The following is a 23894-nucleotide window of genomic DNA, read 5'->3' as shown; positions in this document are numbered from 1 at the left end:
TTGTCCGGTTGTTGAGATGATGTGTTCGTCAGCCGAGACGAGCCGGTAAGGTACCGCCCATGGAGTCGCGTAACATCCGCCTGGCCGTCATCCCCGGGGATGGCATCGGCGCCGAGGTCGTAGCCGAAGGGCTCAAGGTCCTGGAGGCCGTGGGCACGAAGATCGAGCCCACCCACTACGACCTGGGCGCAGCCCGCTACCACCGCACGGGCGAGACCTTGCCCGACGCGGTGCTCGAAGAGCTGCGCGGCTACGACGCGATCCTGCTCGGCGCCGTGGGCGACCCCAGCGTGCCGCCCGGCATCCTGGAGCGCGACCTGCTGCTCAAGCTCCGGTTCGAGTTCGACCACTACGTCAACCTGCGGCCGGTCAAGCTGTTCCCCGGCGTCGAGACCGCGCTGGCCGGCGCCACCGCCGAGCACATCGACATGGTCGTCGTCCGCGAGGGCACCGAGGGCCTCTACGCGGGCACCGGCGGCGTCATGCGCCGCGGCACGCCGCACGAGATCGCCACCCAGGAGTCGCTGAACACCGCCCACGGCGTCGAGCGCGTCGTGCGGTACGCCTTCCAGAAGGCTCAGTCGCGGCCCCGCAAGAAGCTCACGCTCGTCCACAAGACGAACGTGCTCACCTTCGCCGGCGACCTCTGGCAGCGCACGGTCAACCGCGTGGCCGCGGAGTTCCCCGACGTCACCACCGACTACAGCCACATCGACGCGGCCTCGATGTTCTTCGTCACCCAGCCCGAGCGCTTCGACGTGATCGTCACCGACAACCTGTTCGGCGACATCATCACCGACCTCGGCGCCGCGATCGCCGGCGGCATCGGCCTGGCGGCCAGCGGCAACATCAACCCCGAGCGCACCTCGCCGAGCATGTTCGAGCCGGTGCACGGCAGCGCGCCCGACATCGCCGGTCAGGGCAAGGCCGACCCGACCGCCACCATCCTGTCCGTGGGCATGCTCCTCGACCACCTCGGCCTGCACGCCGAGGCCGCCAAGGTCGAGCAGGCCGTGGCCGCCGACATCGCCGAGCGGGTGACCGGCCGCGCCGGCCGCACGACCAGCGAGATCGGCGACGACATCGCCGCGCGAGTAGCCGGCTAGGACCGCCTAGCCCCGCACGCGCCTGGCGGTCCGGACACGGACTGCCAGGCGCTTTTTCGCGTTCGCCGGATCTAACCACCCCAACTGCCTCTTGCTATCCCAAATCGCGAGACACTAGGAAGTACGAATACTGCTCGCGGGCAGTAGCTAACAGAATCAGCTTTCGAAGTCGCAGATTCGTAGAGAGAAGGACCTCCGTCATGACCATCGCTCAGAAGCTCAGCTTCGACGTGCAGCATTCCGACCACGCTCGCACCGCGGCCGAGCGGGAGCAGGTACTGGCGAACCCCGGGTTCGGGCAGGTCTTCACCGACCACATGATCTCGATCGACTACACCGACGGCGAGGGCTGGCACGACGCCCGGCTCATGCCGTACGGGCCGCTCTCGCTCGACCCCGCGACCTCGGTCTTCCACTATGCGCAGGAGCTGTTCGAGGGCCTGAAGGCGTACCGGCAGATCTCCGGCTCGATCGCGACCTTCCGGCCGTACGCGAACGCCGCCCGCTTCAACCGCTCGGCCGAGCGCATGGCCATGCCCGAACTGCCGGAGGAGGCGTTCGTGGAGTCGCTGGAGCTGCTGGTCTCGGCCGACAAGGAGTGGGTGCCGACCACCGAGGGCCACAGCCTCTACCTGCGCCCGTTCATGTTCGCCACGCAGGCCGGGCTCGGCGTCAACTACCCGTCGAAGACCTACAAGTACATGGTGATCGCCTCGCCGGCGGCCTCGTACTTCAGCGGCGGCATCAAGCCCGTCTCGGTCTGGCTGTCCACCGAGTACACGCGCGCCGCGCCCGGCGGCACCGGCTTCGCCAAGTGCGGCGGCAACTACGCCGCCGCCTTCGTCGCCCAGCGCCAGGCCGTCGACAACGGCTGCGACCAGGTCGTCTGGCTCGACGCCCACAAGCACGAGTACGTCGAGGAGATGGGCGGGATGAACCTGTTCTTCGTCTTCGGCAACAAGCTCGTCACCCCGGCGCTCACCGGCACCCTGCTGCCCGGCATCACCCGGGAGTCGATCCTGGAGATGGCCGGCGACCTCGGCCTGGAGGCCGAGGAGCGGCTGGTCTCGGTGGACGAGTGGGAGTCCGCCTGCGCCTCCGGCGAGCTGACCGAGGTGTTCGCCTGCGGCACCGCCGCCGTGGTGACGCCGGTGGGCTCGGTCAGGGGCGACGACCGCGCCTGGACCATCGCCGACGGCACCCCCGGCCCGGTGACGATGCGGGTGCGCGAGGAGCTCGTCGGCATCCAGTACGGCGCCCGTCCCGACACCCGCAACTGGATCCACAAGATCGGCTAGAGCCGCGCGGACGGCCGGCGTCTCAGGCGCCGGCCTCCGTCAGGGCCGCGGTGTCGACGTGGAGGTTCCACGGGTCGGGCAGGAACACCGGCTCGCCCAGGGAGACGACGTTCTCGCTGCGGTAGCGCGGCCCGCCCGGCCCGCCGAACAGTGTCACCAGCCGCTGGAACGGGTCGATCACCAGGTAGAGCGGCACCCCGCCGCGCGCGTAACCGCCCGTCTTGACGAAGTGCACGTCGTACGTCGTGGCCACCGAGACGACGTCCACGAGCAGGATCGTCGAGGCGCCGTGGACGGCGTGCTCCTCGTGCAGACGCGGCCGGCGCGGGACCACCGCCAGGTCGGGCACGTAGAGATCGTGGCCGGGGCCCAGGTAGACGGTGATGTTCGGCCAGATCTCCCAGCCCCGGACCGCCGCCGCGGCGGCGAGCTGGAACAACGTCCGGGACAGGATCGTGTTGTGCTGCCAGGTGCCCGGCTCGTTCACCACGATCCGGCCCTGGACCGTCTCGATGCGGAACTCGGGGAACAGTTCGCGCACGGTGCGGTAGCGCTCTTCCAGGGGCCTGACCATGCCGCCGTCCTCATGCTTTGCCGGGGGTTTCCAAAGGATCACTCAGAGTAACGGCGGCGGCGTCCCGCGATCTAGTGGTTCTTCCTGATCATCGTGATCCCGTCGGCGACCGGCAGCATCACCACGCTCACCCGCGGGTCCTCGATCACCAGGTCGTTGAACTCGCGGATCTGCACCGTCGTCGTCTCCGAGCGCGCCGGGTCGGCCACGTGGCCGCTGCGCAGCGTGTTGTCGGCCAGCAGCAGGCCGCCCGGGCGCAGCCGCTCGACCAGCAACTCGTAGTAACCGGGGTAGTTGCCCTTGTCGGCGTCGAGGAAGGCCAGGTCGATCGGCTCGTCGAAGGCGGCCAGCGTCTCCAGGGCGGGCCCGAGCGTCAGCGAGACGCGGTCGGTCACGCCCGCCCGCTCCCAGTAGCGCCGGGCGATGGACGTCCACTCCTCGCTCACGTCGAAGCAGTGCAGCCGCCCGCCGGACAACCCCCGCGCGATGCACACCGACGAGTAGCCGGTGAACGTGCCCACCTCGACCGCCACGGCCGGGGCCGTGAGCTGGGTCAGCATGGTCAGGAACCGGCCCTGGTCGGCGGAGATCTGCATCCTGGCGGCGTCGCCCGTCGCCTCGGCGGTCTCCCGCGCCAGCTCGTCGAGCAGGGGGTCGGGCGGGGTGGAGTGGTCGAGGATGTACCGGCCCACCGCGGGGTCGAGGAGGTTCGCCTTCATGAAGGTCATTCTCCCCTCACAGCGTTCTCTCATCGTCATCAGGTACCAATGAGGGAGCCGCCCCGGGCGGCTGTCCGGAGAGTGGTTCCGGCGTTGGTAGGGTCTGCGCGATCGGTGAGCTGGAAGTGGGCGGATGATGAAGCGGTTGGTTGCGGTCGCGGTCGCGTGTGCGGCGCTGGTGATGCTCGGTGTGCTGGCCTTCTCGGAGCCGGGTGAGACGGCCGGGTCGGTACGCCTGACCAGGCAGCTCGACGGTTCGATGGTGCTGGCCGACAGGTCCGGCGACGCCCCCGTGCTCGACGTTTACGAAGACTTCGACTGCCCGATCTGCAAGGAGATGCACTCCAAGGTCGACGGCACGATCCAGAAGCTGGCCAGGGAGGGCAGGCTCAAGGTCGTCTTCCACCCCGTGACGATCTTCCAGGACGAGCCCATGCGCTCCAACTCCATCAGGGCCGCGGCCGCCGCCCGATGCGTGCCGGAGGAGAACTGGCTGGCCTTCAGGGACGAGCTCTACGCCATGCAGCCCGCCCCGCACGGCTCGGCCTCGGGCTTCACCGTGCAGGAGCTGGTGGCCGCCGCCAGGAAGGCCGGCGCCTCGGTGGACGAGTGCGTGACCTCCCAGTCGTACGCCAAGACCCACCTGGCGGAGACCTCGAAGATCCACATCCAGGGCACGCCGACCGTCCTGCTCGACGGGCAGCAGCTCGGCAATGAGGTGTTCGACCCGGCGGCGCTCGAACGCGCCGTCACCGGGGGCGCCGGCGTGCAAGTGTAAAGGTCGTGTCCACAAGCTGAGACCGATGTGCCAGATGGTGAATCCCTGTGGCAGACTGGCAGGCACCATGTTCTACGGTCTGCTCATTATCGGCAGGCGCGCTGGCTGACACAGGGACACCGCCAGCGCGCAGACCTCTCACGTCCGTGAGGGGTCTTTTTGTTTTCCAGGACACGGATCCGAAAGAAGAGACTTCATGGCCGACGACCGCTTCCACGTCTACGACACGACCCTGCGCGACGGCGCGCAGCAGGAAGGACTCAACCTCACCGTCGTCGACAAGCTCGCCATCGCACGGCAGCTGGACAGCCTGGGCGTCGGTTTCATCGAGGGGGGCTGGCCGGGCGCCAACCCCAAGGACACAGAGTTCTTCAGGCGCGCTCGAACAGAGCTCGACCTGAAGCACGCGCAGCTCGCCGCGTTCGGCGCGACCCGCCGGGCCGGTGTGAAGGCCGCCGACGACCCATTGGTAGCCGCATTGCGCGAATCCGGCGCGCCGGTCGTGACCCTTGTCGCCAAGAGCCACGACCGGCACGTGGAGCTGGCCCTCCGCACGACTCTCCAGGAGAACCTCGCGATGATCCGCGACACGGTTTCTCACCTTCGTGCGGAGGGACAGCGAGTCTTCCTCGACGCCGAGCACTTCTTCGACGGCTACACGTCCAATCCAGCCTACGCGCTGGAAGTGCTGCGGACCGCAGCCGAGGCCGGGGCCGACGTCATCGCCCTGTGCGACACGAACGGCGGCATGCTGCCCGACGAGCTGGCCGAGACCGTGCACGCGGCCGTCCAGACCGGGGCCCGCGTCGGCATCCACTGCCACGACGACACCGGCTGCGCCGTCGCCAACACCCTCGCCGCGGTCAAGGCGGGCGCCACGCACGTCCAGGGCTGCGCCAACGGCTACGGTGAGCGCTCGGGCAACGCCAACCTCTTCACCGTCGTCGCCAACCTCCAGCTCAAGCGCGGCTTCGACCTCGTGCCGCGGGAGGCGCTGGCGGACATGACCCGCATCGCCCACGCGATCACCGAGGTCACCAACGTCACCCCCAACTCGCACGCCCCCTACGTCGGCATGTCCGCCTTCGCCCACAAGGCCGGCCTGCACGCCAGCGCCATCAAGGTCGACCCCAACCTGTACCAGCACATCGACCCGGCCGCCGTGGGCAACGACATGCGCATGCTCGTCTCCGACATGGCCGGCCGCGCCTCCGTCGAGCTCAAGGGCCGCGAGCTGGGCTACGAGCTGACCCCCGAGCACACCAAGACGCTCGTCGAGCGCGTCAAGGAGCTGGAGTCGCAGGGCTTCACCTTCGAGGCCGCGGACGCGTCGTTCGAGCTGCTGCTGCGCGACACCGTCCAGGGGGCGCGCCGGCGGCACTTCGAGGTGGAGTCGTGGCGGGTGATCGTCGAGCGGACGAAGGGCGGCGAGCTGGTCAGCGAGGCCACCGTCAAGCTGCACGCCAAGGGCGAGCGCATCGTCGCCACCGGCGAGGGCAACGGCCCCGTGAACGCCCTGGACAAGGCCGTACGGCAGGGGCTCGAACAGCTCTACCCCGAGCTGGCCCGGCTGGAGCTGGTGGACTACAAGGTCCGCATCCTCGAAGGCACCCACGGCACGGACGCCGTCACCCGCGTCCTCATCACCTCCAGCGACGACACCGCCGAGTGGGCGACGGTGGGGGTGGCCGAGAACATCATCGACGCCTCCTGGCAGGCGCTGGAGCAGGCGGTCACGTACGGCCTGCTGCGCGCCGGCCGCGACTGCAGCTGACCCCGGGGGGCGGCGCGCGCCCCGAGCGGTCTTCGCTTTGGGGGCACTGCGCGCCCAGGGGAGCTCAGGCGTTCTTGATCTGGCGCCTTCGGCGCACCCCGCGCCCCGGCCCGCCCGTTCGTCTGCTTGCCGGGTGGGGGCTCGGGCGGATCCGGTGGCGCGGGCCGCTGGACGCTGCCGGGCGTCAGTGAGGAAGGACCTCGGCCCGTACGCCGGGGAGATCGTCGAATGCGGCGGCGGCGACCACGATCCGCGCGGTCGCCCCCTGCTGTGCTCGGTTGCGCCCAGCGGCCCTGTGCCCGGGATCAGGCGCGGTTGCGTGTCTCTCATCTCGTCGTCAAGCGCCTCGCGGGCTGCGGCGACGTCGGTTTCGAAGTCGGGCACGGCGGCGGAGTTTCTGGGCGCTTCGGTGGCGGTCATCACCTCATGGAATCAGGTCACCTGGTCGCGGGGACGCCGTCGGGAGGGTCGCCGGGGCGGATGAGGCCGGATTCGTAGGCGTGGCGGACCATCTGGGCGCGGTCGCGGAGGGCGAGTTTGGTCAGCAGGCGGTTGATGTGGGTGCTGACGGTCGCCTCCGTGATGGACAGCGTGCCGGCGATCTCGGTGTTGGACAGGCCCTGCGCCACCAGCCGCAACACCTCCTCCTCCCGGGCGGTCACCCCCGTGGCCGCCGGCGACGGGGCGGGGGCCGTACGCCGGTAGGCCGCCACGACGCGGCCGGTGACCGCCGGGTCGAGCAGGACGTCGCCCCGCGCGGCGCTGCGGATGGCGGCGAACAGGTGCTCGGGCGGCGACACCTTGAGCAGGAACCCGCTGACCCCGGCGTGCAGCGCGAGGTCGAGGTTCTCGTCGGTGTCGTAGGTGGTCAGCATGATCACCCGTGGGGGCGCCGGGGTCGCGAGGATGCGGCGGGCGGCCTCCAGGCCGTTCAGGCGAGGCATCGCGATGTCGAGCAGCACGACGTCGGGGCGCAGGTCGCGGGCCAGCTCCACGGCTCGCTCGCCGTCGGCCGCCTCGCCCAGCACGGACAGGTCAGGCTGGGTGCCGATCATCAGGCGCAGCCCGGCCCTGATCATCCCCTGGTCGTCGGCGATCACCACGCCGATCCCGCGACCGGGCTCTTCAAGGGCGGGATCAGCGAAGGTGTCGGGGGCGTCCGGGGGCGGCGAGGAGGAGGGCGTCACAGGGGGAGCTCCGCACGTACCGTGAAGCCGCCCCCAGGAAGGGGCGCCGCCGTCAGCGTGCCCTCGAAGAGGGCGGCTCGCTCGCGCATGCCGATCAGCCCGTGGCCGCCGCCCCCGGCCGACGGCGGCCGGGGGCCGCGCGGCCCCTCGTCCGTGATCTCCAGCCGGAGCTCCGCCGGCAGGTACGCGACGCTCACCGCCGCCCGCGTCGGCCCCGCGTGCTTGAGGGTGTTGGTCAGCGCCTCCTGGACGATCCGGTACGCCGACAGATCCAGCCCGGCGGACAACGGCCCCCGCTCGCCCGACACCGCCAGCGTGACGTCGAGCCCGGCCGCCCTGAACTGCTCCAGCAGATCCGCCAGCCGGTCGAGTCCGGCCTGCGGGAGCAGGTCGCCGGCCTGCGTGCCGCGCAGCAGCCCGAGCATGCGCCGCAGCTCCTCCATGGCCTCCCGGCCGGCCGCCTCCACCGTGCTGAGCGCCTGCCGCTCGGGTTCCTGGTCCGCGCGCAGGAGCAGCCGTACGGTCCCGGTGTGCATGGTCATCACGCTGACGCTGTGCGCGACGATGTCGTGCAGCTCGCGGGCGATGCGGGCACGTTCCTCCTGCACCGACTCGCGGGCCAGCAGCGCGCCGCGCTCGGCCGCCTGCACGGCCAGCACGCGGTGGCGGCGTACGGCCAGACCGGCTCCGGCGGCGATGGCGCACATCACCAGCGCCACGGCGACGTCCCCCCATCCGGACGGAGGGGAGGTCCTGGACAGCATGGCGGCCACGAACACGCCCGTCGCGGTCAGCCCGGCCACGGCCCGCGCGCTGTCGGGGCGCACCTCGGCCAGCAGCGTGCACAGCAGCACGAGCTGAGTGTAGAACTGCCAGGCCGCGGGGGACCCGGGCGCCAGCGCGAACGTCGCGATGTTCGCGGCCGAGTAGACGGCCAGGATCGCGAACGGCGCGCGCGTCCGGAACAGCACCGCGACGGCGGTGACCAGCCCGGCGGCGATCCACAGCAGCACGTGGGAGCGGGGAGAGGCCATCGAGCGCACGCTGACCTCCTCCGCGACCGCGAACAGGGCCACGACCGCCGCCACGAGCCAGTCGACGGGGGAGGGGGAACGGCGGTGGAGCATGAGGCGAGAGTAGCCCGCCCGGATTGTCGCAATGTGCAGCGGAATCCACCGAAAGGGGGACGTCGGATCCAAGCCTGCCTTGACGACGGGCCCGGCGGGCGACGCCTACCGTGCCCGGCATGTTCACCGACGCGCTCTCCATCCGCCGCTTCCTGGCCGGCGGCAGCCTCGTCCTGGCCCCGGTCTGCCTGATCCTCGGCATGATCACCGACCCGTCCGAGCCCGGGGTCGAGGACCCGCTGGTCTACGCGCACAACCCGGGCGCCGTGGGCGTCAGCGCGACGCTCCTGCACTACGCCTGGGTGCTGTTCGTGCCGGGGGTGATCGGCATGGTCCTGCTCGTCCGGGGCAAGGGCAGGGCGCTGGCCACCGTGGCGGGCGCGCTCGCGGTGCTCGGCCTGATCAACTTCTCGTCGCTGATGATCTCCGACTTCTTCGACGTCGTCCTCTTCGACGCCCTGCCCGCCGCGCAGGCCGAGCAGCTCATGCGGGACGCGGCGCAGCCCGCCCTCGTCGCCGCCTGGCAGCTGCCCGGGATGATCGGGTCCTTCCTGGGCCTGGTCCTGGTCGCCGTCGCGTACGCGCGGGCGGGGCTGGCGGGCTGGTGGTTCCCGGCGGGCGTGCTGGCGGGCATCGTGGTGTGGCTGTTCGGCGCGAGCGCGTGGAACCTGGTCCTCGGGATCGGCGGCCCGGTCATCCTGCTGGCCGCGTTCGGCACCGTCGGCGTGTCGATCATCCGCGCGCCGGCGCGGCGGGAGCGGGCGGCCTAGAGGCGGTCGGGGCCGCCGTCCTCGTCCAGCCAGGCCACGACGTGGGTGGTGAAGCTGTCCACGAGGGTCAGGGGTTCGCCGGCCAGCACGAGGAGGGCGACGAGCTGGTTGACGCCGAACGCGCGCTCCCAGGTGACCGCCCGCCGGTAGGTGCCGGCGTCGACGGCGTCGCGCAGGTGCTCCCAGCCGTGCCAGCCCATGAAGGCCGCGTCGATCGCGGGGTCGAACAGGTGGGCCCGGTCCCAGTCGAGGACGCCGACCAGCTTGCCGTCGGCGTCCCAGTGGACGTTGTCGCCGACGAGGTCGCCGTGGACCAGCGAGTCGGGGACCTGTTCCAGGGCCAGGGCGTCGTCGAGGCGCCGGAGGCCCTCCTCCCGCCACCTGGCCGGGAAGCGCGGGATGACCTCTTCGGCCAGGATCGTGCTCCAGCTCGCGGGCCCGGCGTACGAGCGCGGGGCGGGCAGCAGGGCGCGCAGCTCCGGGGTGACGGGCAGCTCGCGGAGGGCGCCGAGCAGCTCGCCGATCAGGGCCGGGTCGCCCTGGCCCGCGCCGAGACCGGCGCCGTCCAGCCAGGACACGGCCACGGCGGCGCGCTCCCCGAACGTCGTCACCGGCGTCAGCGGCTCGGGCACCGCGAACGGCAGCCCGGCGGCCGCGATCGCGCGCAGCAGCTCGGTCCGCCGCGGCAGCGCCGCGCTCACGCTCGGCCGCCGGCCTACCCGCACGGCCGCCACCCCGGGGAGCAGCACGACGTCGTGCATCCCGCCGGGGGCGAGCCGCGCACTGCCGAGGGGAGCGCCGGGCACGAGCGCGTCGGCGATCTCCAGCAGGTCAGAGGGCACGGGCTCGCTCATCGGCTCATCTCTTCCGAGGGGGAGGGGGTACGCGTAGAGCCTACGCGGGTCCTGACCGGTGCCCGGCCTCCATACGATGGGGTCCCATGAGCTTCAGTGTGCTCGGCGTGCACGCCCACCCGGACGACGAGGCGATCTGGACCGGCGGCACCCTCGCCAAATACGCCGACGAGGGCGCCACGACCGCCGTCGTCACCTGCACCTGGGCCGAGGGCACCCAGCGGGCGCAGGAACTGGAACGGGCCCTCGACATCCTCGGCGCGGGCAAGCCCCGGCTGCTCGGCCTCGCCGACGCGGGCAAGCCCGAGTCCGCCCCCGGCCGTCCGCGCTTCCTCGACGTGCCGTTCGACGAGGCGGTGGGCCTGCTGGTCGAGCACATCAGAGCCGTCCGGCCCGACGTCGTGCTCACCTTCGACGGCTTCGGCGGCTACGGCCATCCCGACCACGTGCACGTGCACCGGGTCACCCTGGCAGCGGTCGAGGCGGCCGGCTACGACCAGCTCTACCCCGGCACGGGCGACCCCTGGCGGCCGCACGCGCTCTACCTGGCGACCGTCCCGCGCTCGGTCGTGACGGCCCACTGGCGGGCGGTCTTCGGCGCCGATCCGGAGCCGGGCCAGGCCCTGCCCGGCGTCCCCGACCACCAGGTGTCGGCCGCGATCGACGTCTCGCGCTGGTCGGAGCGCAAGTGGGCGGCCATGCTCGCCCACGAGTCCGAGGTGGAGCGCGGCGCGTCGATGACCATGCTGACCGGGCTGCCGGAGCGGGCCCGCGCCCAGATGCTCGCCAACGAGTGGTACCGCCGGATCGCCTTCTAGACCGGTTAGAGCAGGCCCGCGGAGAGGGTCTCGCCCTCGACCTTGAGCTTGCCCCCCGAGCACGACACCTTGGGCGAGTCGGTGCCCGGCACGATCACCGTCAGCAGCGACTTCGCCGCCGGCGACACCACCACGTTGGTCGCGTCCTTGGCCAGGTAGGTGGGCGAGACCCAGCCCAGGTCGCCGCCGCGCTCCACCTTCTGGCCGCCGACCCGCTCGCACGCGGAGAACTGCATCAGCGTCACCTTGAAGGCGCCGTCGGCCAGCACCACCTTGCCGCCGCTGGTCGAGACGACCTTGTACGAGGGCGCGAACCGCCACAGGTTCCTGACCTTCTTGCCCCCGGAGGCCGTGTCGAGCACCGCCATCAGGTCCTGGCCGTGGTTCACCAGCACCGAACGCGTCCGGCTCACGCCGTAGGCCCGGTCCGTGAGGCGGAAGGCCTGCCGGTCCTTGCCGTAGGAGGTCTTGGTCAGCTTGGACGAGGTGCGCGGCCGGAACCGGGCCCCCTCGACCGTCGGCACGTTGTGCGCCTCGGGGGAGAGCGTCCAGTAGCGGTAGGCGCTCTTCTCGTAGGAGTGGAAGCCGCCGTCCATGAGGATGTCGCGGCCCTGCGCGTAGTACGTCACGCCCAGGTGGTCCTCGTGCCCGTGGAACTTCATGCCGGGCCCGAACCTGATCGAGTAGTACGACGAGTCCGGCTTGCCCCAGGCCGTCCGGCCGTAGACGTAACCGGCCTTGTAGACCTTGACCTTCTGCTTCGGGGTGCCGGTCTCCATCTTCGGCTCGGTCTCGGCGCTGCCGTCGCCGATCGGGACCATGTAGCCGTTGGGCATCGTGGAATGGGCGATGAAGTCCTTCAGCGCCTCGGCCCGCCGGCTGATCTCGGCCGGCACCTTGCGGTCGCACGCCTTCATGTTGGTGATGGCGACCTGGAGGCGGCCGTACACGTAGACGGCGTAGCGGGGGGCCTGCTCCATGAGCGCGCCCTGGGAGTCGACGTCGAGCTTGACCGTGCCGGTGAGCCGCCTGGAGGCCAGGTTCGACCAGTCGGAGCGGCCGTACCGGCAGCCGATGCCCATGAGGGCGATGTCCTGGTCGATGCCGTGGTTGTGGCCCTTCTTGTACAGCCGCGCGTCCGACAGCAGCCTGGCGTGGTCGGCCAGGCTGTCCTTCAGCCAGCTGTCCTTGACGTGCATGCTCAGGCACAACAACGGCTGCGTGCGCAGCGAGACCGGGTGGTCCTTCCACACGTACGGCTTGGTGGCGGCGGCCCCGCGCCGGTTGTTCGCCACCCAGTCCTTGGTGATCTCGGTGGCACGATCCAGGTAACGCCGCTCGCCGGTGTTCTCGTAGGCCACGACCAGCGTGCCCATCCAGCGCAACGACTGGAAGACGAACTCCCACGACCGGTTCCGGTACGGGCTCGCCCCCCAGTCGATGTCCTTGCCCAGCTTGTACGCCGGCAGCCCCACCAGCGAGATCTCGCCCTTCATGACGTCCTCGGCCGTCGGCGTGCCCGGCAGCCAGTCGCCTTGGCACTGCGCGGTACGGGTGACCTTGTCGGCGGCCTGCGCCGGGCTCGTCAGCCCGCCGAGCGCGAGCGTGAGGGCAAGAGGTATCGCGAGCCGGCGCACGCCAGGGTTCCTTCCGGACAAGAAAGTGAGGGCGGGACATGCTTTCGGAATCACGATCAACCGGTCAAGTCGCGTACCGGATCGTTAACGGCCCGATGCCCGCCGGTGCCTCCTGCAGCGCGGATGTCATGCTGGAGCCGTGAGATTCGACGACATCGTGCTGCCCGACACGCCCGCCTGCCGCGGCGCGCTGGAGGTGGCCACCCGCTACCAGTCACCCTCGCTGCTCAACCACTCCATACGCGCGTACCTGTGGGCCGCCGCCTACGCCCGGAGCAGGGCGATCGACTTCGACGCCGAGCTGCTCTACGTGTCGTCCATGCTGCACGACATCGGCCTGGTCGCCGAGTTCGACAGCCACACGGTGCCGTACGAGGAGGCCGGCGGCCACGTGGCCTGGGCCTTCTGCGCGGGGGCCGGCTGGTCGCCCGAGCGCCGGCTGCGCGCCTCCGAGGTGATCATCCGGCACATGTGGGAGGAGGTGCCGGTGGAGGAGGACCCGGAGGGCCACCTGCTGGAGCTGTCCACCGGCATGGACATCTCCGGCCGGCGCACCGAGGACATCCCCGACGGCGTGCGGCGCGAGGTGCTGGAGCGCTACCCGCGGCTGGAGATCGCCAAGGAGTTCGCCGCCTGCATCGCCGACCAGGGCGCGCGCAAGCCGTCGAGCTACGCCGGCCGGTTCGTGCGCGGCGGGATCGCCGACCGCATCGCCGCCAACCCCCTCGACGCCTAACCCTTGGGCCCGGCGCTCTGCACGACGTCGAAGCTCCACACCTGGGAGTCCGTCGCCGCCGGGCCCTGCCCGTGCCCGTGACCCTGGCCGTGCCCGTGGCCCTGCTCCTGGCCCTGCCCCGCGGCGGCCTGGGCGTGGCCGCGCTGGAAGGCCTGGCCCTGCTGCCAGGTCCGGAAGTCCTCCTCGCTGCGCCAGCGCGTGTAGACGAGGTACTGGTCGGTGCCCTCGACCGGCCGCAGCAGCTCGAACCACTCGAACCCGTCGGCCGACTCCACCATCCCGGCCCGGCCGGAGAACCGCCGCTCCAGCTCCTCCCGCATCTCGGCGGGCACGGTCAGGACGTTGATCTTCACGATGGACAACGGAGGACCCCTCTCGGCGAAGCCTTAGCGCACGACCCGCTGCGTCGCAGGTGAGGGCTCCAGGCTAACGCGGGCCACCGCCGGTACGTGATCCCTGTCCAGCGCGTCCCGCAGGTTCGGCAGGGTGACCCGGGACAGGTGCTCGCTCAACTCGCTCATCGGGGCGGCCTCGTCGGCGGCCACGCGCAGCCGTACCTCCGGGTGGCCGCGCGGGCCGACCAGGTCGGCGTCGGCGTTCAGGACGGCGGGGCTGGCCGCGACGTCGGCGGCGACCGCGTGGGCCATCCCGCCCGCCGCGATCTCGGTGACGCCGTCCGGGCCGGCCTCCAGGCGCAGCCGGGTGTGGGCGTCCCTGCGGCCCTGCGCGACCAGCCAGCGCAGGGCCAGCAGCGCGACCAGGACCGACACGGCGGCCACGGCCCACCACACGGGCGGGCTGTTGCGGGCGAAGAACCCGCGCACGCCGGCGTCCACGATCGGCGTGGACGGCCCCAGCAGCCCGCGGGCCAGCGCCAGCCCGCCGAGCGCGGCCAGCACCAGCCCGACCAGGGCCAGCCCCCACCGGTTGCCGCGGCCGGTCTTCCTGTTCATCGGCGCTCCTTGACGTTGACCGCCACCCGGTACGGCTCCACCGGGTCCAGCCCGGCGAGCCTGGTGAGGACGGCTTCGCGCACGGCCCGGTCGAAGCCCTCGTCGTCCCAGCCGGACGTGGCGGGGGTGACGGCGACCGTATGGCCGCGCAGGCTGGCGTGCGCCGAGCGCACCCCGGGCACCTCCTCGGCGGCGTGCTCCAGGGCCCTGGTGAAGCTCTTGGGACGCACGCCGATGATCAGGTCCGGGTCGCCGGTCCGCACGGGGACCATCCGGGGCCGTCCCGGCACCAGGGCGGTGACCAGCAGTGCCAGCCCTGCCAGCGCCACGATCGCGGCCCCGGTCAGGAACAGCGGATCCGACCACGGCGTCGTGGCCGCCCACGCCAGCATCCGGTCGTAGGGCAGCCATCGCAACGGGCTGCCGGCCAGCGCGGACACCGTCTCGGCGGCGACCAGCAGCCCCAGCAGCGTGAGCAGGACGGCGACCACGATGGCGGGCACCCGGCGCTGCGGCCGGAACGCGCGCACCGCGGCCCGGTCGGCGCCCTTGTCCCGCGGCGGCGCCGCTCCCGGCTCGCCCCGATGCGCCCCCGCCCCGCCCGCCGGGACGGCCCCCGGCGTCTCCCCGGGCTCCTCGGACGGGAGCGGGCGGGTCATGCCGGGCCTCCCGCCAGATCGGTCATGATCACGTCGAGGCGGGTGACGTCCAGGCCGGTCTGCATGGCCACCCGGTTGCGCACGTGCTCGCGCAGCCGCGCGGCCACGGCGTGCAGCGGCGCCGGGTAGGCGACGGTCACGTCCAGCTTCAGGGTGGCCCGCTCGCCGCGCACCTCGGCGCTGGACGAGTGCGTCCACGGCGCCCCGCCCAGCCGCACGTCGAGCACCTCGGGCACCTCCCGCGCCGCGCAGCAGGCGATCTTGGTGACCACCCGCTCGGAGATCTCGGTACGGCCCCGCCGCTCGGGCTCGGCCGACGGCGCGAGCCGCTGCCGGGGAACCGTGACCTGGGCAGTGGTGGTCATCGCCGCCTCGCGGTCAGGCCGGACAGGTTCAGCTCGCCGGTCTCGGCGACCTTGCCGACCAGGAAGCCGACCGCGCCGAGCACGAGGACGAGCAGGAACGCGCCGAGGCCGCCGAAGGCCCCCGCGAGTCCGAGGATGATGCCGACCGCCATGCCGATGACCGGCAGCCAAGGGACGTTGCTCATGATTCCTCCACCACGTCGATCACCACGTCGTCGATGTGCACGTTCACGGGACGTCCGCCGCCCGGCTCCCACACCGCCCGGCGGACGTCCTCGGCGGTCTCGGGCAGCGGCCGTACCAGGGTCGCCACGATGGCGATCTCCACCGTGTCCCCGTCGGCCGAGACGCCCAAGACCCGCGCCCCGGGCAGGTACGTCGCCACCGTCCCGAACGGGCCGCCGGAGAGCCCCGCCACTCCCGGGCAGGCCCGTACGAGCTCGGCCAGCGTCTCGGCCTCCGCCTTGGCGTCGGCGTCGGCGTCGGCCCGCGTATAGGCGGTGGCGCCGGGCCCGGTCATTGGACCCGGGGCTCCGGCTGCTCGATGACCTCGCGGCGACCGTCGCCCCTGTCCCTGTCCCTGTCCCTGTCGCGGTCCTGGCCGGGCAGGTGCACGTCGTCCACCCTGATGTTGACCTCGGTCACCTCCAGGCCGCACATGCGCTCGACCGCCGCGATGACGTTCCTGCGCACGGCCGCGGCCAGGTCGGGGATGGCGGTGCCGTACTCGGCGACCAGGTCCATGTCCACGGCCGCCTGGCGCTCGCCGACCTCGACCGAGACGCCCTGCGCGACGCTGCGCTCCCCGCCGACCATCCCGCGCACGTTGCCGAGCGCCCTGGCGGCGCCGCCGCCCATGGCGTGCACGCCGGATACCTCGCGTGCGGCCAGTCCGGCGATCTTGGCGACGACGACGTCGTCGATGCTCGTCGTGCCCTTGTCGGTGACCAGCGAAGTCGCCGGCCCGCCCTCCTGCGTTCTGGCCCGCGGTACGGCAGAAGTCTGGTTGACCATCGTGTCCGGCACGTTCCGTCACCCCCTAGAAGTCTCTGATAAGCAGAGATATCCGCTTAATCACCACCGATGCCCCACAAAACGGACTCGGGGGGCATTTATGGAGAGTTCCTGACTTTTTTGCCGGTGGGCGGACCCCTCCGGCGGCGGCGATAGCCTTGTCAGGTGCGTATAGCGAGGTTCTCCACAGGCGAAGGCGTGTCGTTCGGCGTGGTCGAAGGCGGCCCTGGAGAGGAGTTCGTCTCCACGGTCTCCGGCCATCCGTTCGGCCAGGTGCAGTTCACCGGCGAGCGCTTCCCGCTGTCCCAGGTGAAGCTGCTGGCCCCGATGCTGCCGAGCAAGGTCGTCGCCATCGGCAGGAACTACGCCGAGCACGCCCGCGAGATGGGCAACGAGGTGCCCGACGAGCCGCTCATCTTCATGAAGCCGTCCACGTCGGTGATCGGTCACGGCGAGGCCATCGCCTACCCGACCTCGCTGTCCGACCGGGTCGACTACGAGGGCGAGCTGGCCGTGGTGATCGGCAGGCTCTGCCGCGACGTGCCCGTCGACCGGGTCAAGGACGTCATCTTCGGCTACACCTGCGCCAACGACGTCACCGCCCGCGACCTGCAGAAGAAGGACGTGCAGTTCACCCGGGCCAAGAGCTTCGACACGTTCTGCCCGCTCGGGCCCTGGATCCAGACCGATCTCGACGCGAGCGACCTCGCGCTGACCACCACGGTCAACGGCGAGATCCGGCAGAGCGGCCGCACCAGCCAGCTCATCAACGACATCCCCGCGCTGGTCGCCTACGTCAGCGCCGTCATGACGCTGATCCCCGGCGACGTCATCCTGACCGGCACCCCGGCGGGCATCGGCCCGCTGGAGATCGGCGACGAGGTCAGCGTCGGCATCGAAGGCATCGGCACTCTCACGAACAAGGTGGTCTCCCGTGACTGATCTACGGGTGCGTTTCGCCCCGTCCCCGACCGGCATGTTCCACGTCGGCGGCGCCCGCACGGCGCTGTTCAACTGGGCCCTCGCCGAACAGTCCGGCGGCCGCTTCGTCCTGCGCGTCGAGGACACCGACGCCACGCGCAACCGTCCGGAGTGGACCGAGGGCATCATCTCGGCGCTCGACTGGATTGGCATCAACGGCACCAACCCGGTGTTCGAGGGCCCCTACTTCCAGTCGGCCTACGAGCCGCAGCACCGCGAGGCCGTGGCCAAGCTGCTGGCCGACGGCAAGGCGTACCACTGCGACTGCACCCGCGAGACCCTGGTGGCCCGCACCGGCTCCGAGCACAAGGGCTACGACGGGTTCTGCCGCGAGCGCGGCCTGACCGAGGGCGCGGTGCGCTTCCGCACCCCCGACGAGGGCATCACCCTCGTGGAAGACCTGATCAGGGGCAACGTCGAGTTCCCCAACGAGGCCCAGGAAGACTTCGTGATCGCCCGCACCGACGGCTCGCCGCTCTACGTGCTGGCCAACGCCGTCGACGACATCACCCAGGGCATCACGCACGTCGTGCGCGGCGAGGAGCACCTGGGCAACGCCGCCAAGCAGGTGCTGCTGTGGCCGGCGCTCGGCTCCACCCCGCCGGTCTGGGCCCACCTGCCGGTGATCGTCAACGAGCAGCGCAAGAAGCTGTCCAAGCGCCGCGACAAGGTGGCCCTGGAGGACTACCGCGACGAGGGCTACCTGGCCGAGGCCATGGTCAACTACCTCATGCTGCTCGGCTGGGGCCCCGGCGAGGACCGCGAGATCATGCCGTGGGCGGAGATGGTCCCGCTGTTCCGGCTGGAGGACGTCAACTCCGCCAGCGCCTTCTTCGACGAGAAGAAGCTGCGGGCCTTCAACGGCGAGTACATCAGGGCCCTGCCGCTGGAGACCTTCGAGGAGCGCTGCTCGCCCTACCTCGACCCCGCCTGGGACCGCGAGCTGTTCAGCAAGGTCGCGGCGCTGGCCCAGACCCGCATCGGCGTGCTGTCGGAGATCCGGCAGAACGTCGACTTCCTCTTCCTCGACGAGCCCGTCTTCGACCAGCCGTCCTGGGACAAGGCGATGAAGAACTCCCCGGTGGAGATCCTCGACGGCTATCTCGACCGCCTCCAGACGGTCGCCTGGGACCCGGACTCGCTCAAGGAGGCCCTGGAGGAGGTCGGCGCGCCGCTCGGGCTCAAGCTGGGCAAGACCCAGGCCCCCGTGCGCGTGGCGATCACCGGCCGGACGGTGGGCCTGCCGCTGTTCGAGTCGATCGAGGTGCTCGGGCGCGAGCGCTCCATGGAGCGGATCCGAGCGGCGCTAGCGCGCCTGCGAGGCTGAGCGACGACCCGACGGCCATCGACAGCCACACCCCCGTGACGCCGAGCCACGAGCTCAGCAGATAGGCGAGGGGCAGCTGCACCGCGAAGCCCGCCAGCGTGGCGGCGAGCAGGCGGCTGCCCCTTCCGCTCGCCTGGAGCACCCCGCCGACGGCGATCAGCCCGCCGAACGGCACCAGGTAGAGCGCCATCCAGCGCAGGAAGCCCACGGCCACCGCAGGGTCGTCGGTGAACAGCCCTGCCGCGGGCGCGGCCACCAGGTTGAGCACCGCCGCGACCACCGCCCCCGTCACCAGCCCGAGCCGCAGCGGTGACCCGACCGGCTCCGACCGCGCGGTACGGATCATCGCCGCCTGGCGCAGCGCGTAGAAGACCATGACCCCGGCCAGCATGATCTTCTGGCCGATGCCGTACCCGGCGACCTCGGCCGTGCCGAACCCGGCCACGATCTCCACCAGCGCCATGCCCACCAGGGAGCGGGCCAGGAAATCGCCCGACATGGGCAGGCCGGTCCGCAGCACCTCGCCGGCGAGCAGGCCGTCGCCGCCGGCGGCGCGGAGCCGTACGAGGGAGGTCAGCGCCACCCCGAGCGTGACCAGCCGCGCCGCCACGGTGGCCAGCGCGGCCCCCTGGACGCCCAGGTCGAGGCCGTAGATGAACAGCGGGTCCAGGACGATCACCAGGGCGTTGCAGATCAGCGCGTTCCGCATGGGGGTCTTCGTGTTGCCCAGCCCCTTGAGGACGCCGTCCACGACGGTCTGGGCGAAGAACACCGGCAGCCCGGCCAGGGAGACGAGGAAGAAGCCGGCCGTCGGCCCGGGATCGTCGGTGAACAGGGCCGCCAGCGGCTCGCGCAGCAACACGCCGGGCATGGCGACGGCGACCGAGAACGCGGCCCACAAGACCCAGCCCGTCCTGATCACGGGCCCGATCGGCGCGTGCCCGTCACGCCGCCCGATCAGCACGGTCACCCCCGTCGGGACGGCCAGGAACAGCCCGTAGGCCAGGTATTCGACCGTGGTGCCCACGGTGACGGCCGCGATGGCGCCCTCCCCGAGCCCCGAGACCCACAGCAGGTCGATCACTCCCACCGCCACCACGGCGGTGAGCAGCTCCACGTAGATGGGGAGAGCCAGCCGGAACATCCGTACCTCGATTCGTTGTATCTCGTTTAGAGGTATAGCGTTACGATGCGCGACATGGCAAGCGGCGGGGATCTGTCCCTCACCATCCTGGGATTCCTGAACGAACGTCCGATGCACGGCTACGAGCTCAAGGCCCGCCTGACCGCGCTCACCGGCCACCTCCGCCCGGTCAGCGACGGCGCCCTCTACCCCGCCATATCGAGACTGGAGAGCAAGGGCCTGGTCGAGCGGCACGAGGAGGCGGGCGCGGCGGCGGCCCGCAGGCAGGTGCTCACGCTCACCGGCAAGGGCCGCGAGGAGCTGCTGCGGCGGCTGCGCGAGCCGAGCGAGCTCGACGTCAGCGACCAGACGCGCTTCTTCGCCCTGCTGACGTTCCTGTCGGCGCTGCCCGACCCCGCCGACCGGTCACGGGTGCTGCGCCGCCGGCTGGCCTTCCTGGAGGCCCCGGCGAGCTTCTTCTACGAGGGCGGCCGGCCGGTCCGGATCAAGGACGAGCCCGACCCGTACCGGCGGGGGATGCTGGAGATCGCCCGCGCGTCGAGCCGGGCGGAGAAGGAATGGCTCCGGCAGCGCATCGAGGAGCTGCCGGAGCCGTAGGGAAAGCCTCATCGGGGGAGGCGGGGGAGGCGGGGGAGTCGGGGGAGCGGCGGTCAGTCGAGGCCGCGGCGGGCCAGCAGCGGCCCGATGCCCGCCTCGCGCCCGCGGAAGTTGCGGAAGGCGGTCAGCGGGTCGAGGCTGCCGCCCCTGGAGAGCAGCTCGCGGCGGAAGTGGTCGCCGTTCGCCCTGGTCAGGCCGCCGTTCTCCTTGAACCACTCCACGCTCTCGGCGTCGAGCACCTCGCTCCAGATGTAGGAGTAGTAGCCGGCGCTGTAGCCGCCCGAGAAGATGTGGGCGAAGTAGTTGGTCCGGTAACGCGGGCGCACCAGCCGCACGTCGATCCCGGCCGCCTCCAGGGCCCGCTGCTCGAACGCCTGCGCGTCGGCCACCTGCTCGCCGGGCGCCAGCCGGTGCCAGGCCCAGTCGAGCAGCGTGGCCGCCAGGTACTCCACCGTCGCGAAGCCCTGGTTGAACTTCTCGGCCGCGTTGAGCTTCTCCACCAGCTCGGCGGGCATCGGCTCGCCCGTCTCGTGGTGCTTGGCGTAGTTGGCCAGGACCTCCGGCCAGGTCACCCACATCTCGTTGACCTGCGAGGGGTACTCGACGAAGTCGCGCGGCACGCTGGTGCCCGACACGCGCGGGAAGCGCACCTGCGAGAACAGCCCGTGCAGCGCGTGGCCGAACTCGTGGAAGGCGGTGTTCACCTCGTCGTACGTCAGCAGCGTCGGCCCCGAGGCCGGCTTGGTGATGTTGAGGTTGTTCATGACCACCGGCAGCTCGCCGAACAGGTGCGACTGGTCGACCAGGTTGTTCATCCACGCCCCGCCGCGCTTGTTCGCCCTGGCGTAGGGGTCGAGCAGGAACAGGCCGAGCGCGCCGCCGTCCTCGTCGAACACCTCGAAGACGGTCACGTCGGGGTGGTAGCCGCGCAGGTCGGGCCGTTCGGTGAAGGTGATGCCGTAGAGCTTGGTGGCGGCGAAGAACACGCCGTCCCTGATGACCCGGTTCAGCTCGAAGTAGGGGCGCATGGCGTCGGCGTCGAAGTCGTAGCGGGCCAGCCGCACCTTCTCCGAGTAGTACGACCAGTCCCACGGCTCGATCTCGAACCCGGCCTGCTCGGTCAGCGCCTCGGCCTCCTTGCCGGCGTTGCGCACCGCCGGGCCGACGAGCTGGCCGAGCATCTCCTCGACCGCCTCGACGGTCTTGGCCGTCTGGTCGGCCACCGAGTAGGCGGCGTGGTCGGGGAAGCCGAGCAGCGCGGCCCGCTCGGCCCGCAGCGTGGCCATCCTGGCGGCCCGGTCGAAGTTGGCCGGGGCGCGGCCGACGCTCCGCTGGTACAGGCGGCGGCGCACGTCGCGGTCGGTGAGCTGGGCCAGGCCGGGCTGGTTGGTGAAGTTCAGCAGCGGCAGGACGTACGTGCCGTCGTCCTTGCGCAGCGACTCGATCCTGGCCTCGTCGAAGCCGTCGAGCTCCTTGGCGTCGGTGAGGACCAGGGCCTCCTCGGTGGACGCCTTGAGCAGGGTCTGCGCGAACTCGGTCGACAGCTTCGACAGCTCGCCGTTGAGCTCGCGCAGCCGGTCCTGCTCCGGCTCCGACAGGTCGGCCCCGGCCCGGACGAAGTCCTCCCGGTACTTCTCCAGCAGCCACGCCTCCTCGGCGTCGGACGTGCCGACCTGCTTGATCCGCGCCCACAGCGCCCGGTTGAGGCGGATCGCGTCGTTGTGCGCGGTCAGCTTCGGGGAGATCTCCTTCTCGATCTCCATGATCCCGTCGCTGGAGTTGGACGCGGCCATGCTGAAGAAGACCGTGGCCGTGCGGTCGAGGATCCGCCCCGAACGCTCCAGGGCCGCGATCGTGTTGTCGAAGGTGGGCGGCTCGGTGTTGTTCGCGATCGCGTCGACCTCGGCCAGGTGCTCGGCCATGCCGCGCTCGAACGCGGGCAGGTAGTGCTCCTCGCGGACGTCCGCGAACGGCGGCAGCTGGTACGGCAGGCTACTAGGGGCGAAGAACGGGTTCTCGGCCAACGCTTTGGCTCCTCCACGTGGTGTTTTGTCCTCTTCAGCTTGGCACGTCGGAGCCTGTGCCGCAGGCGGCCGGACGCCGCTTCGGCAATCGTTTTGGTCTTACCCCCCGAGCTGGGCTATTCTTTCGGACGTCGCCAAGCGCGCTCCGAGAAGGAGTCCGCAGCGGTGGGGTATGGTGTAATTGGCAGCACGACTGATTCTGGTTCAGTTAGTCTAGGTTCGAGTCCTGGTACCCCAGCAAGTTTCCGAAACGGATGTCTCCCTGAGAGACATCCGTTTTTTCGTGTCGGCGGCCCGTCGGATCGTCCAGAATCTCGCTGATCATGCGGCGCCGCAGCGATGACCGACGTCGCCGAGCATGCCGATGCCGCCAGGACGGCCCTGACCCTGTCGTACACGGACGAAGTCGTCATGCTGGACATCCGTGTGACGAGGAGCGCGGTTTCGTTCCGCAGGAGGCTGTTGAGGGCTTCGGGGTGGAAGGCGTGTGCCGCTCGGCACGTGCGGTGCGGGCCAGGTACGAGGGGAAGACCGCGTCGCCGCACCGGCGGAGACCTTCCGCCGCGGGCTGCTCGGCGGGTAGCCTCCCTCGCCTCATGGACGAATTCCGCATGCGCGAGGGCGGCCTCGCCCGTTTCGTCGCCCCGTTCGCCGCGCCGCTGGCGCTCTTCTTCGCCGTCTGCCTGCTGCTCGGGGCCGTCCTCACCGGCAGCTCGGCGCTGGGCGTCGTGATCGGCGCGCTCGCCACGGCGGCACTGACCGGCGTGCTCGTCGTCAAGCACCGCCGTCTGGTCGCGGGCACGGTGGTGCGCTTCTCGCCGGAGGGCGTGGAGCTGGCCGACGCCCGCGGCTTCCGGGTGCGCCTGCGCTGGCCCGACATCACCGCGATCGGCGTGGTCGACACCCGGACGGCCGCCCCGAGGCCCCTGGGCCGGCCCGGCGGCGTCCGCGTGCGCGTCCCGGCGCTGCGCTCGGTGGGGCTGGTCGGGTGGGGCGAGCGCACGCTCCCGCCGCGGACGCCGCGGTGGATGCGCGAGCGCCTGGCCCGGGCGCCCGCCGACCCCGTCACCGGACGGCCCGAGGTCGCCATCCCGCTCGGCGAGATCGACCCGCTGTGGGAACGGGGGCCGATGGGCGACTGGGTCCGCCGCCACAGGCCCGATCTCATGCGCCGATAAGCGGTTTGGTTGTGGTCTGCGGGGTGCGGTAGAGTTACCTGCGTCGCCGGGGAGACCCGGCACACCAGCTTGTGGACAAGGTCCCGTCGTCTAGTGGCCCAGGACGCCGCCCTCTCAAGGCGGTAGCGCCGGTTCGAATCCGGTCGGGACTACCACGATCACAAGCTGTGCGAAGGTCCCGTCGTCTAGTGGCCCAGGACGCCGCCCTCTCAAGGCGGTAGCGCCGGTTCGAATCCGGTCGGGACTACGTTCACCCAAACGCTCCGGCGCGTCA

The 23894-nt window shown here is 71.2% G+C and carries 26 protein-coding genes and 3 tRNA genes; 14 read left to right on the top strand and 15 right to left on the bottom strand.

Going from position 1 to position 23894, the window contains the following annotated elements; all coding sequences use genetic code 11:
• Nucleotides 1–59 precede the first annotated feature (59 nt).
• Nucleotides 60–1106, top strand: coding sequence for a 3-isopropylmalate dehydrogenase (locus ACWEJ6_RS01550; RefSeq protein WP_352319018.1), 1047 nt, complete (start codon nt 60–62; stop codon nt 1104–1106).
• 200 nt (nt 1107–1306) lie between these two features.
• Nucleotides 1307–2404 (top strand): branched-chain amino acid aminotransferase, encoded by a 1098-nt coding sequence (locus tag ACWEJ6_RS01545; RefSeq protein WP_352319020.1) that lies wholly within the window; start codon nt 1307–1309, stop codon nt 2402–2404.
• 22 nt (nt 2405–2426) lie between these two features.
• Here ACWEJ6_RS01545 and ACWEJ6_RS01540 read toward each other — a convergent pair whose 3' ends face one another.
• The gene (locus ACWEJ6_RS01540) at nt 2427–2978 is read right to left on the bottom strand and encodes a Uma2 family endonuclease (protein ID WP_352352191.1); all 552 of its coding nucleotides are present in this window, start codon (nt 2976–2978) and stop codon (nt 2427–2429) included.
• 71 nt (nt 2979–3049) lie between these two features.
• Nucleotides 3050–3697: an O-methyltransferase gene (locus tag ACWEJ6_RS01535; RefSeq protein ID WP_387671047.1), complete on the bottom strand. Its 648-nt coding sequence runs from the start codon at nt 3695–3697 to the stop codon at nt 3050–3052.
• 133 nt (nt 3698–3830) lie between these two features.
• On the opposite strand from ACWEJ6_RS01535, the gene ACWEJ6_RS01530 reads away from it, so the two are divergent.
• Both ACWEJ6_RS01530 and cimA read left to right on the top strand, forming a co-directional pair.
• A complete protein-coding gene (locus ACWEJ6_RS01530) occupies nt 3831–4475 on the top strand; it encodes a DsbA family protein (protein WP_387671045.1) in 645 nt (214 codons plus the stop codon).
• A 196-nt stretch (nt 4476–4671) separates the two neighbouring features.
• Nucleotides 4672–6249 carry a citramalate synthase gene (gene cimA / locus ACWEJ6_RS01525; RefSeq protein ID WP_358288591.1) on the top strand — a complete coding sequence of 526 codons (1578 nt, stop codon included), beginning with the start codon at nt 4672–4674 and terminating at the stop codon, nt 6247–6249.
• Nucleotides 6250–6686: 437 nt separating this feature from the next.
• Here cimA and ACWEJ6_RS01520 read toward each other — a convergent pair whose 3' ends face one another.
• A complete protein-coding gene (locus ACWEJ6_RS01520) occupies nt 6687–7436 on the bottom strand; it encodes a response regulator (RefSeq protein ID WP_452420517.1) in 750 nt (249 codons plus the stop codon).
• Entirely contained in the window at nt 7433–8563 is a 1131-nt protein-coding gene (locus ACWEJ6_RS01515; RefSeq protein WP_452420515.1) for a sensor histidine kinase, read from the bottom strand. Before ACWEJ6_RS01515 ends, ACWEJ6_RS01520 begins: the two co-directional genes overlap by 4 nt.
• Before the next feature lie 119 nt (nt 8564–8682).
• On the opposite strand from ACWEJ6_RS01515, the gene ACWEJ6_RS01510 reads away from it, so the two are divergent.
• Nucleotides 8683–9333, top strand: a complete 651-nt coding sequence (locus ACWEJ6_RS01510) for a hypothetical protein (protein WP_452420513.1) — start codon at nt 8683–8685, stop codon at nt 9331–9333.
• Here the strand turns inward: ACWEJ6_RS01510 and ACWEJ6_RS01505 are convergent.
• Entirely contained in the window at nt 9330–10187 is an 858-nt protein-coding gene (locus ACWEJ6_RS01505) for a phosphotransferase (RefSeq protein ID WP_452420511.1), read from the bottom strand. The two genes, ACWEJ6_RS01510 and ACWEJ6_RS01505, sit on opposite strands and share 4 nt — an antisense overlap.
• 86 nt (nt 10188–10273) lie before the next feature.
• Here ACWEJ6_RS01505 and ACWEJ6_RS01500 point away from each other — a divergent pair, with 86 nt between their 5' ends.
• Nucleotides 10274–11005 carry a PIG-L family deacetylase gene (locus ACWEJ6_RS01500; protein WP_397172481.1) on the top strand — a complete coding sequence of 244 codons (732 nt, stop codon included), beginning with the start codon at nt 10274–10276 and terminating at the stop codon, nt 11003–11005.
• 5 nt (nt 11006–11010) lie between these two features.
• Here ACWEJ6_RS01500 and ACWEJ6_RS01495 read toward each other — a convergent pair whose 3' ends face one another.
• Entirely contained in the window at nt 11011–12642 is a 1632-nt protein-coding gene (locus ACWEJ6_RS01495; protein WP_452420509.1) for a heparinase II/III family protein, read from the bottom strand.
• Between the two features lie 139 nt (nt 12643–12781).
• Between ACWEJ6_RS01495 and ACWEJ6_RS01490 the strand changes: the two genes are divergently transcribed.
• Entirely contained in the window at nt 12782–13378 is a 597-nt protein-coding gene (locus ACWEJ6_RS01490) for an HD domain-containing protein (RefSeq protein ID WP_452420507.1), read from the top strand.
• Here the strand turns inward: ACWEJ6_RS01490 and ACWEJ6_RS01485 are convergent.
• The 7 genes from ACWEJ6_RS01485 to ACWEJ6_RS01455 are packed head-to-tail and all read right to left on the bottom strand — an operon-like array spanning nt 13375 to nt 16369.
• Nucleotides 13375–13740: an antibiotic biosynthesis monooxygenase family protein gene (locus tag ACWEJ6_RS01485; RefSeq protein ID WP_387671030.1), complete on the bottom strand. Its 366-nt coding sequence runs from the start codon at nt 13738–13740 to the stop codon at nt 13375–13377. The genes ACWEJ6_RS01490 and ACWEJ6_RS01485 overlap by 4 nt on opposite strands.
• Before the next feature lie 24 nt (nt 13741–13764).
• Nucleotides 13765–14331 (bottom strand): alkaline shock response membrane anchor protein AmaP, encoded by a 567-nt coding sequence (locus ACWEJ6_RS01480; protein ID WP_452420505.1) that lies wholly within the window; start codon nt 14329–14331, stop codon nt 13765–13767.
• Entirely contained in the window at nt 14328–14990 is a 663-nt protein-coding gene (locus ACWEJ6_RS01475; protein ID WP_452420503.1) for a DUF6286 domain-containing protein, read from the bottom strand. Before ACWEJ6_RS01475 ends, ACWEJ6_RS01480 begins: the two co-directional genes overlap by 4 nt.
• On the bottom strand, nt 14987–15355 hold the full coding sequence (locus ACWEJ6_RS01470) for an Asp23/Gls24 family envelope stress response protein (protein WP_387671024.1): 369 nt from the start codon (nt 15353–15355) through the stop codon (nt 14987–14989). The genes ACWEJ6_RS01475 and ACWEJ6_RS01470 overlap by 4 nt, the downstream gene beginning before the upstream one ends.
• Nucleotides 15352–15540 carry a hypothetical protein gene (locus tag ACWEJ6_RS01465; RefSeq protein WP_352352177.1) on the bottom strand — a complete coding sequence of 63 codons (189 nt, stop codon included), beginning with the start codon at nt 15538–15540 and terminating at the stop codon, nt 15352–15354. The genes ACWEJ6_RS01470 and ACWEJ6_RS01465 overlap by 4 nt, the downstream gene beginning before the upstream one ends.
• A complete protein-coding gene (locus ACWEJ6_RS01460; protein WP_452420501.1) occupies nt 15537–15875 on the bottom strand; it encodes a hypothetical protein in 339 nt (112 codons plus the stop codon). Before ACWEJ6_RS01460 ends, ACWEJ6_RS01465 begins: the two co-directional genes overlap by 4 nt.
• Complete coding sequence (locus ACWEJ6_RS01455) at nt 15872–16369, bottom strand: Asp23/Gls24 family envelope stress response protein (protein WP_452420732.1); 498 nt, start codon at nt 16367–16369, stop codon at nt 15872–15874. The genes ACWEJ6_RS01460 and ACWEJ6_RS01455 overlap by 4 nt, the downstream gene beginning before the upstream one ends.
• A 165-nt stretch (nt 16370–16534) precedes the next feature.
• Here ACWEJ6_RS01455 and ACWEJ6_RS01450 point away from each other — a divergent pair, with 165 nt between their 5' ends.
• Both ACWEJ6_RS01450 and gltX read left to right on the top strand, forming a co-directional pair.
• The gene (locus ACWEJ6_RS01450; RefSeq protein ID WP_352319059.1) at nt 16535–17311 is read left to right on the top strand and encodes a fumarylacetoacetate hydrolase family protein; all 777 of its coding nucleotides are present in this window, start codon (nt 16535–16537) and stop codon (nt 17309–17311) included.
• Between the two features lie 34 nt (nt 17312–17345).
• A complete protein-coding gene (gene gltX, locus ACWEJ6_RS01445; protein ID WP_452420730.1) occupies nt 17346–18677 on the top strand; it encodes a glutamate--tRNA ligase in 1332 nt (443 codons plus the stop codon).
• Here the strand turns inward: gltX and ACWEJ6_RS01440 are convergent.
• Nucleotides 18571–19821: an MATE family efflux transporter gene (locus tag ACWEJ6_RS01440; RefSeq protein WP_452420499.1), complete on the bottom strand. Its 1251-nt coding sequence runs from the start codon at nt 19819–19821 to the stop codon at nt 18571–18573. The two genes, gltX and ACWEJ6_RS01440, sit on opposite strands and share 107 nt — an antisense overlap.
• Nucleotides 19822–19875: 54 nt before the next feature.
• On the opposite strand from ACWEJ6_RS01440, the gene ACWEJ6_RS01435 reads away from it, so the two are divergent.
• On the top strand, nt 19876–20418 hold the full coding sequence (locus tag ACWEJ6_RS01435; RefSeq protein ID WP_387671018.1) for a PadR family transcriptional regulator: 543 nt from the start codon (nt 19876–19878) through the stop codon (nt 20416–20418).
• 53 nt (nt 20419–20471) lie between these two features.
• On the opposite strand, the gene ACWEJ6_RS01430 is transcribed toward ACWEJ6_RS01435, so the two are convergent.
• Nucleotides 20472–22442: a M3 family metallopeptidase gene (locus ACWEJ6_RS01430; protein WP_397164612.1), complete on the bottom strand. Its 1971-nt coding sequence runs from the start codon at nt 22440–22442 to the stop codon at nt 20472–20474.
• Nucleotides 22443–22608: 166 nt separating this feature from the next.
• Between ACWEJ6_RS01430 and ACWEJ6_RS01425 the strand changes: the two genes are divergently transcribed.
• From ACWEJ6_RS01425 to ACWEJ6_RS01410, 4 genes are all read left to right on the top strand, one after another.
• Nucleotides 22609–22680, top strand: a tRNA-Gln gene (locus ACWEJ6_RS01425).
• Between the two features lie 358 nt (nt 22681–23038).
• Nucleotides 23039–23620, top strand: a complete 582-nt coding sequence (locus ACWEJ6_RS01420) for a hypothetical protein (protein ID WP_452420497.1) — start codon at nt 23039–23041, stop codon at nt 23618–23620.
• 79 nt (nt 23621–23699) lie between these two features.
• Nucleotides 23700–23775 (top strand) — tRNA-Glu (locus ACWEJ6_RS01415).
• A gap of 19 nt (nt 23776–23794) precedes the next feature.
• Nucleotides 23795–23867, top strand: a tRNA-Glu gene (locus ACWEJ6_RS01410).
• The last annotated feature ends 27 nt before the right edge of the window (nt 23868–23894 follow it).

Source organism: Nonomuraea sp. NPDC004702 (assembly GCF_053601695.1).
The sequence above is the reverse complement of the archived record's forward strand: the minus strand, read 5'-3'. Positions and strand labels throughout refer to the sequence as shown.

Bases quoted from the DNA above. Each gene is read 5' to 3' on its own strand.
- ACWEJ6_RS01550 (WP_352319018.1), top strand. From the start codon at position 60: ATGGAGTCGCGTAACATCCGCCTGGCCGTCATCCCCGGGGATGGCATC.
- ACWEJ6_RS01545 (WP_352319020.1), top strand. From the start codon at position 1,307: ATGACCATCGCTCAGAAGCTCAGCTTCGACGTGCAGCATTCCGACCAC.
- ACWEJ6_RS01540 (WP_352352191.1), bottom strand. From the start codon at position 2,978: ATGGTCAGGCCCCTGGAAGAGCGCTACCGCACCGTGCGCGAACTGTTC.
- ACWEJ6_RS01535 (WP_387671047.1), bottom strand. From the start codon at position 3,697: ATGAAGGCGAACCTCCTCGACCCCGCGGTGGGCCGGTACATCCTCGAC.
- ACWEJ6_RS01530 (WP_387671045.1), top strand. From the start codon at position 3,831: ATGATGAAGCGGTTGGTTGCGGTCGCGGTCGCGTGTGCGGCGCTGGTG.
- cimA (WP_358288591.1), top strand. From the start codon at position 4,672: ATGGCCGACGACCGCTTCCACGTCTACGACACGACCCTGCGCGACGGC.
- ACWEJ6_RS01515 (WP_452420515.1), bottom strand. From the start codon at position 8,563: ATGCTCCACCGCCGTTCCCCCTCCCCCGTCGACTGGCTCGTGGCGGCG.
- ACWEJ6_RS01510 (WP_452420513.1), top strand. From the start codon at position 8,683: ATGTTCACCGACGCGCTCTCCATCCGCCGCTTCCTGGCCGGCGGCAGC.
- ACWEJ6_RS01505 (WP_452420511.1), bottom strand. From the start codon at position 10,187: ATGAGCGAGCCCGTGCCCTCTGACCTGCTGGAGATCGCCGACGCGCTC.
- ACWEJ6_RS01500 (WP_397172481.1), top strand. From the start codon at position 10,274: ATGAGCTTCAGTGTGCTCGGCGTGCACGCCCACCCGGACGACGAGGCG.
- ACWEJ6_RS01480 (WP_452420505.1), bottom strand. From the start codon at position 14,331: ATGAACAGGAAGACCGGCCGCGGCAACCGGTGGGGGCTGGCCCTGGTC.
- ACWEJ6_RS01475 (WP_452420503.1), bottom strand. From the start codon at position 14,990: ATGACCCGCCCGCTCCCGTCCGAGGAGCCCGGGGAGACGCCGGGGGCC.
- ACWEJ6_RS01470 (WP_387671024.1), bottom strand. From the start codon at position 15,355: ATGACCACCACTGCCCAGGTCACGGTTCCCCGGCAGCGGCTCGCGCCG.
- ACWEJ6_RS01465 (WP_352352177.1), bottom strand. From the start codon at position 15,540: ATGAGCAACGTCCCTTGGCTGCCGGTCATCGGCATGGCGGTCGGCATC.
- ACWEJ6_RS01460 (WP_452420501.1), bottom strand. From the start codon at position 15,875: ATGACCGGGCCCGGCGCCACCGCCTATACGCGGGCCGACGCCGACGCC.
- ACWEJ6_RS01455 (WP_452420732.1), bottom strand. From the start codon at position 16,369: ATGGTCAACCAGACTTCTGCCGTACCGCGGGCCAGAACGCAGGAGGGC.
- gltX (WP_452420730.1), top strand. From the start codon at position 17,346: ATGTTCCACGTCGGCGGCGCCCGCACGGCGCTGTTCAACTGGGCCCTC.
- ACWEJ6_RS01440 (WP_452420499.1), bottom strand. From the start codon at position 19,821: ATGTTCCGGCTGGCTCTCCCCATCTACGTGGAGCTGCTCACCGCCGTG.
- ACWEJ6_RS01435 (WP_387671018.1), top strand. From the start codon at position 19,876: ATGGCAAGCGGCGGGGATCTGTCCCTCACCATCCTGGGATTCCTGAAC.
- ACWEJ6_RS01420 (WP_452420497.1), top strand. From the start codon at position 23,039: ATGGACGAATTCCGCATGCGCGAGGGCGGCCTCGCCCGTTTCGTCGCC.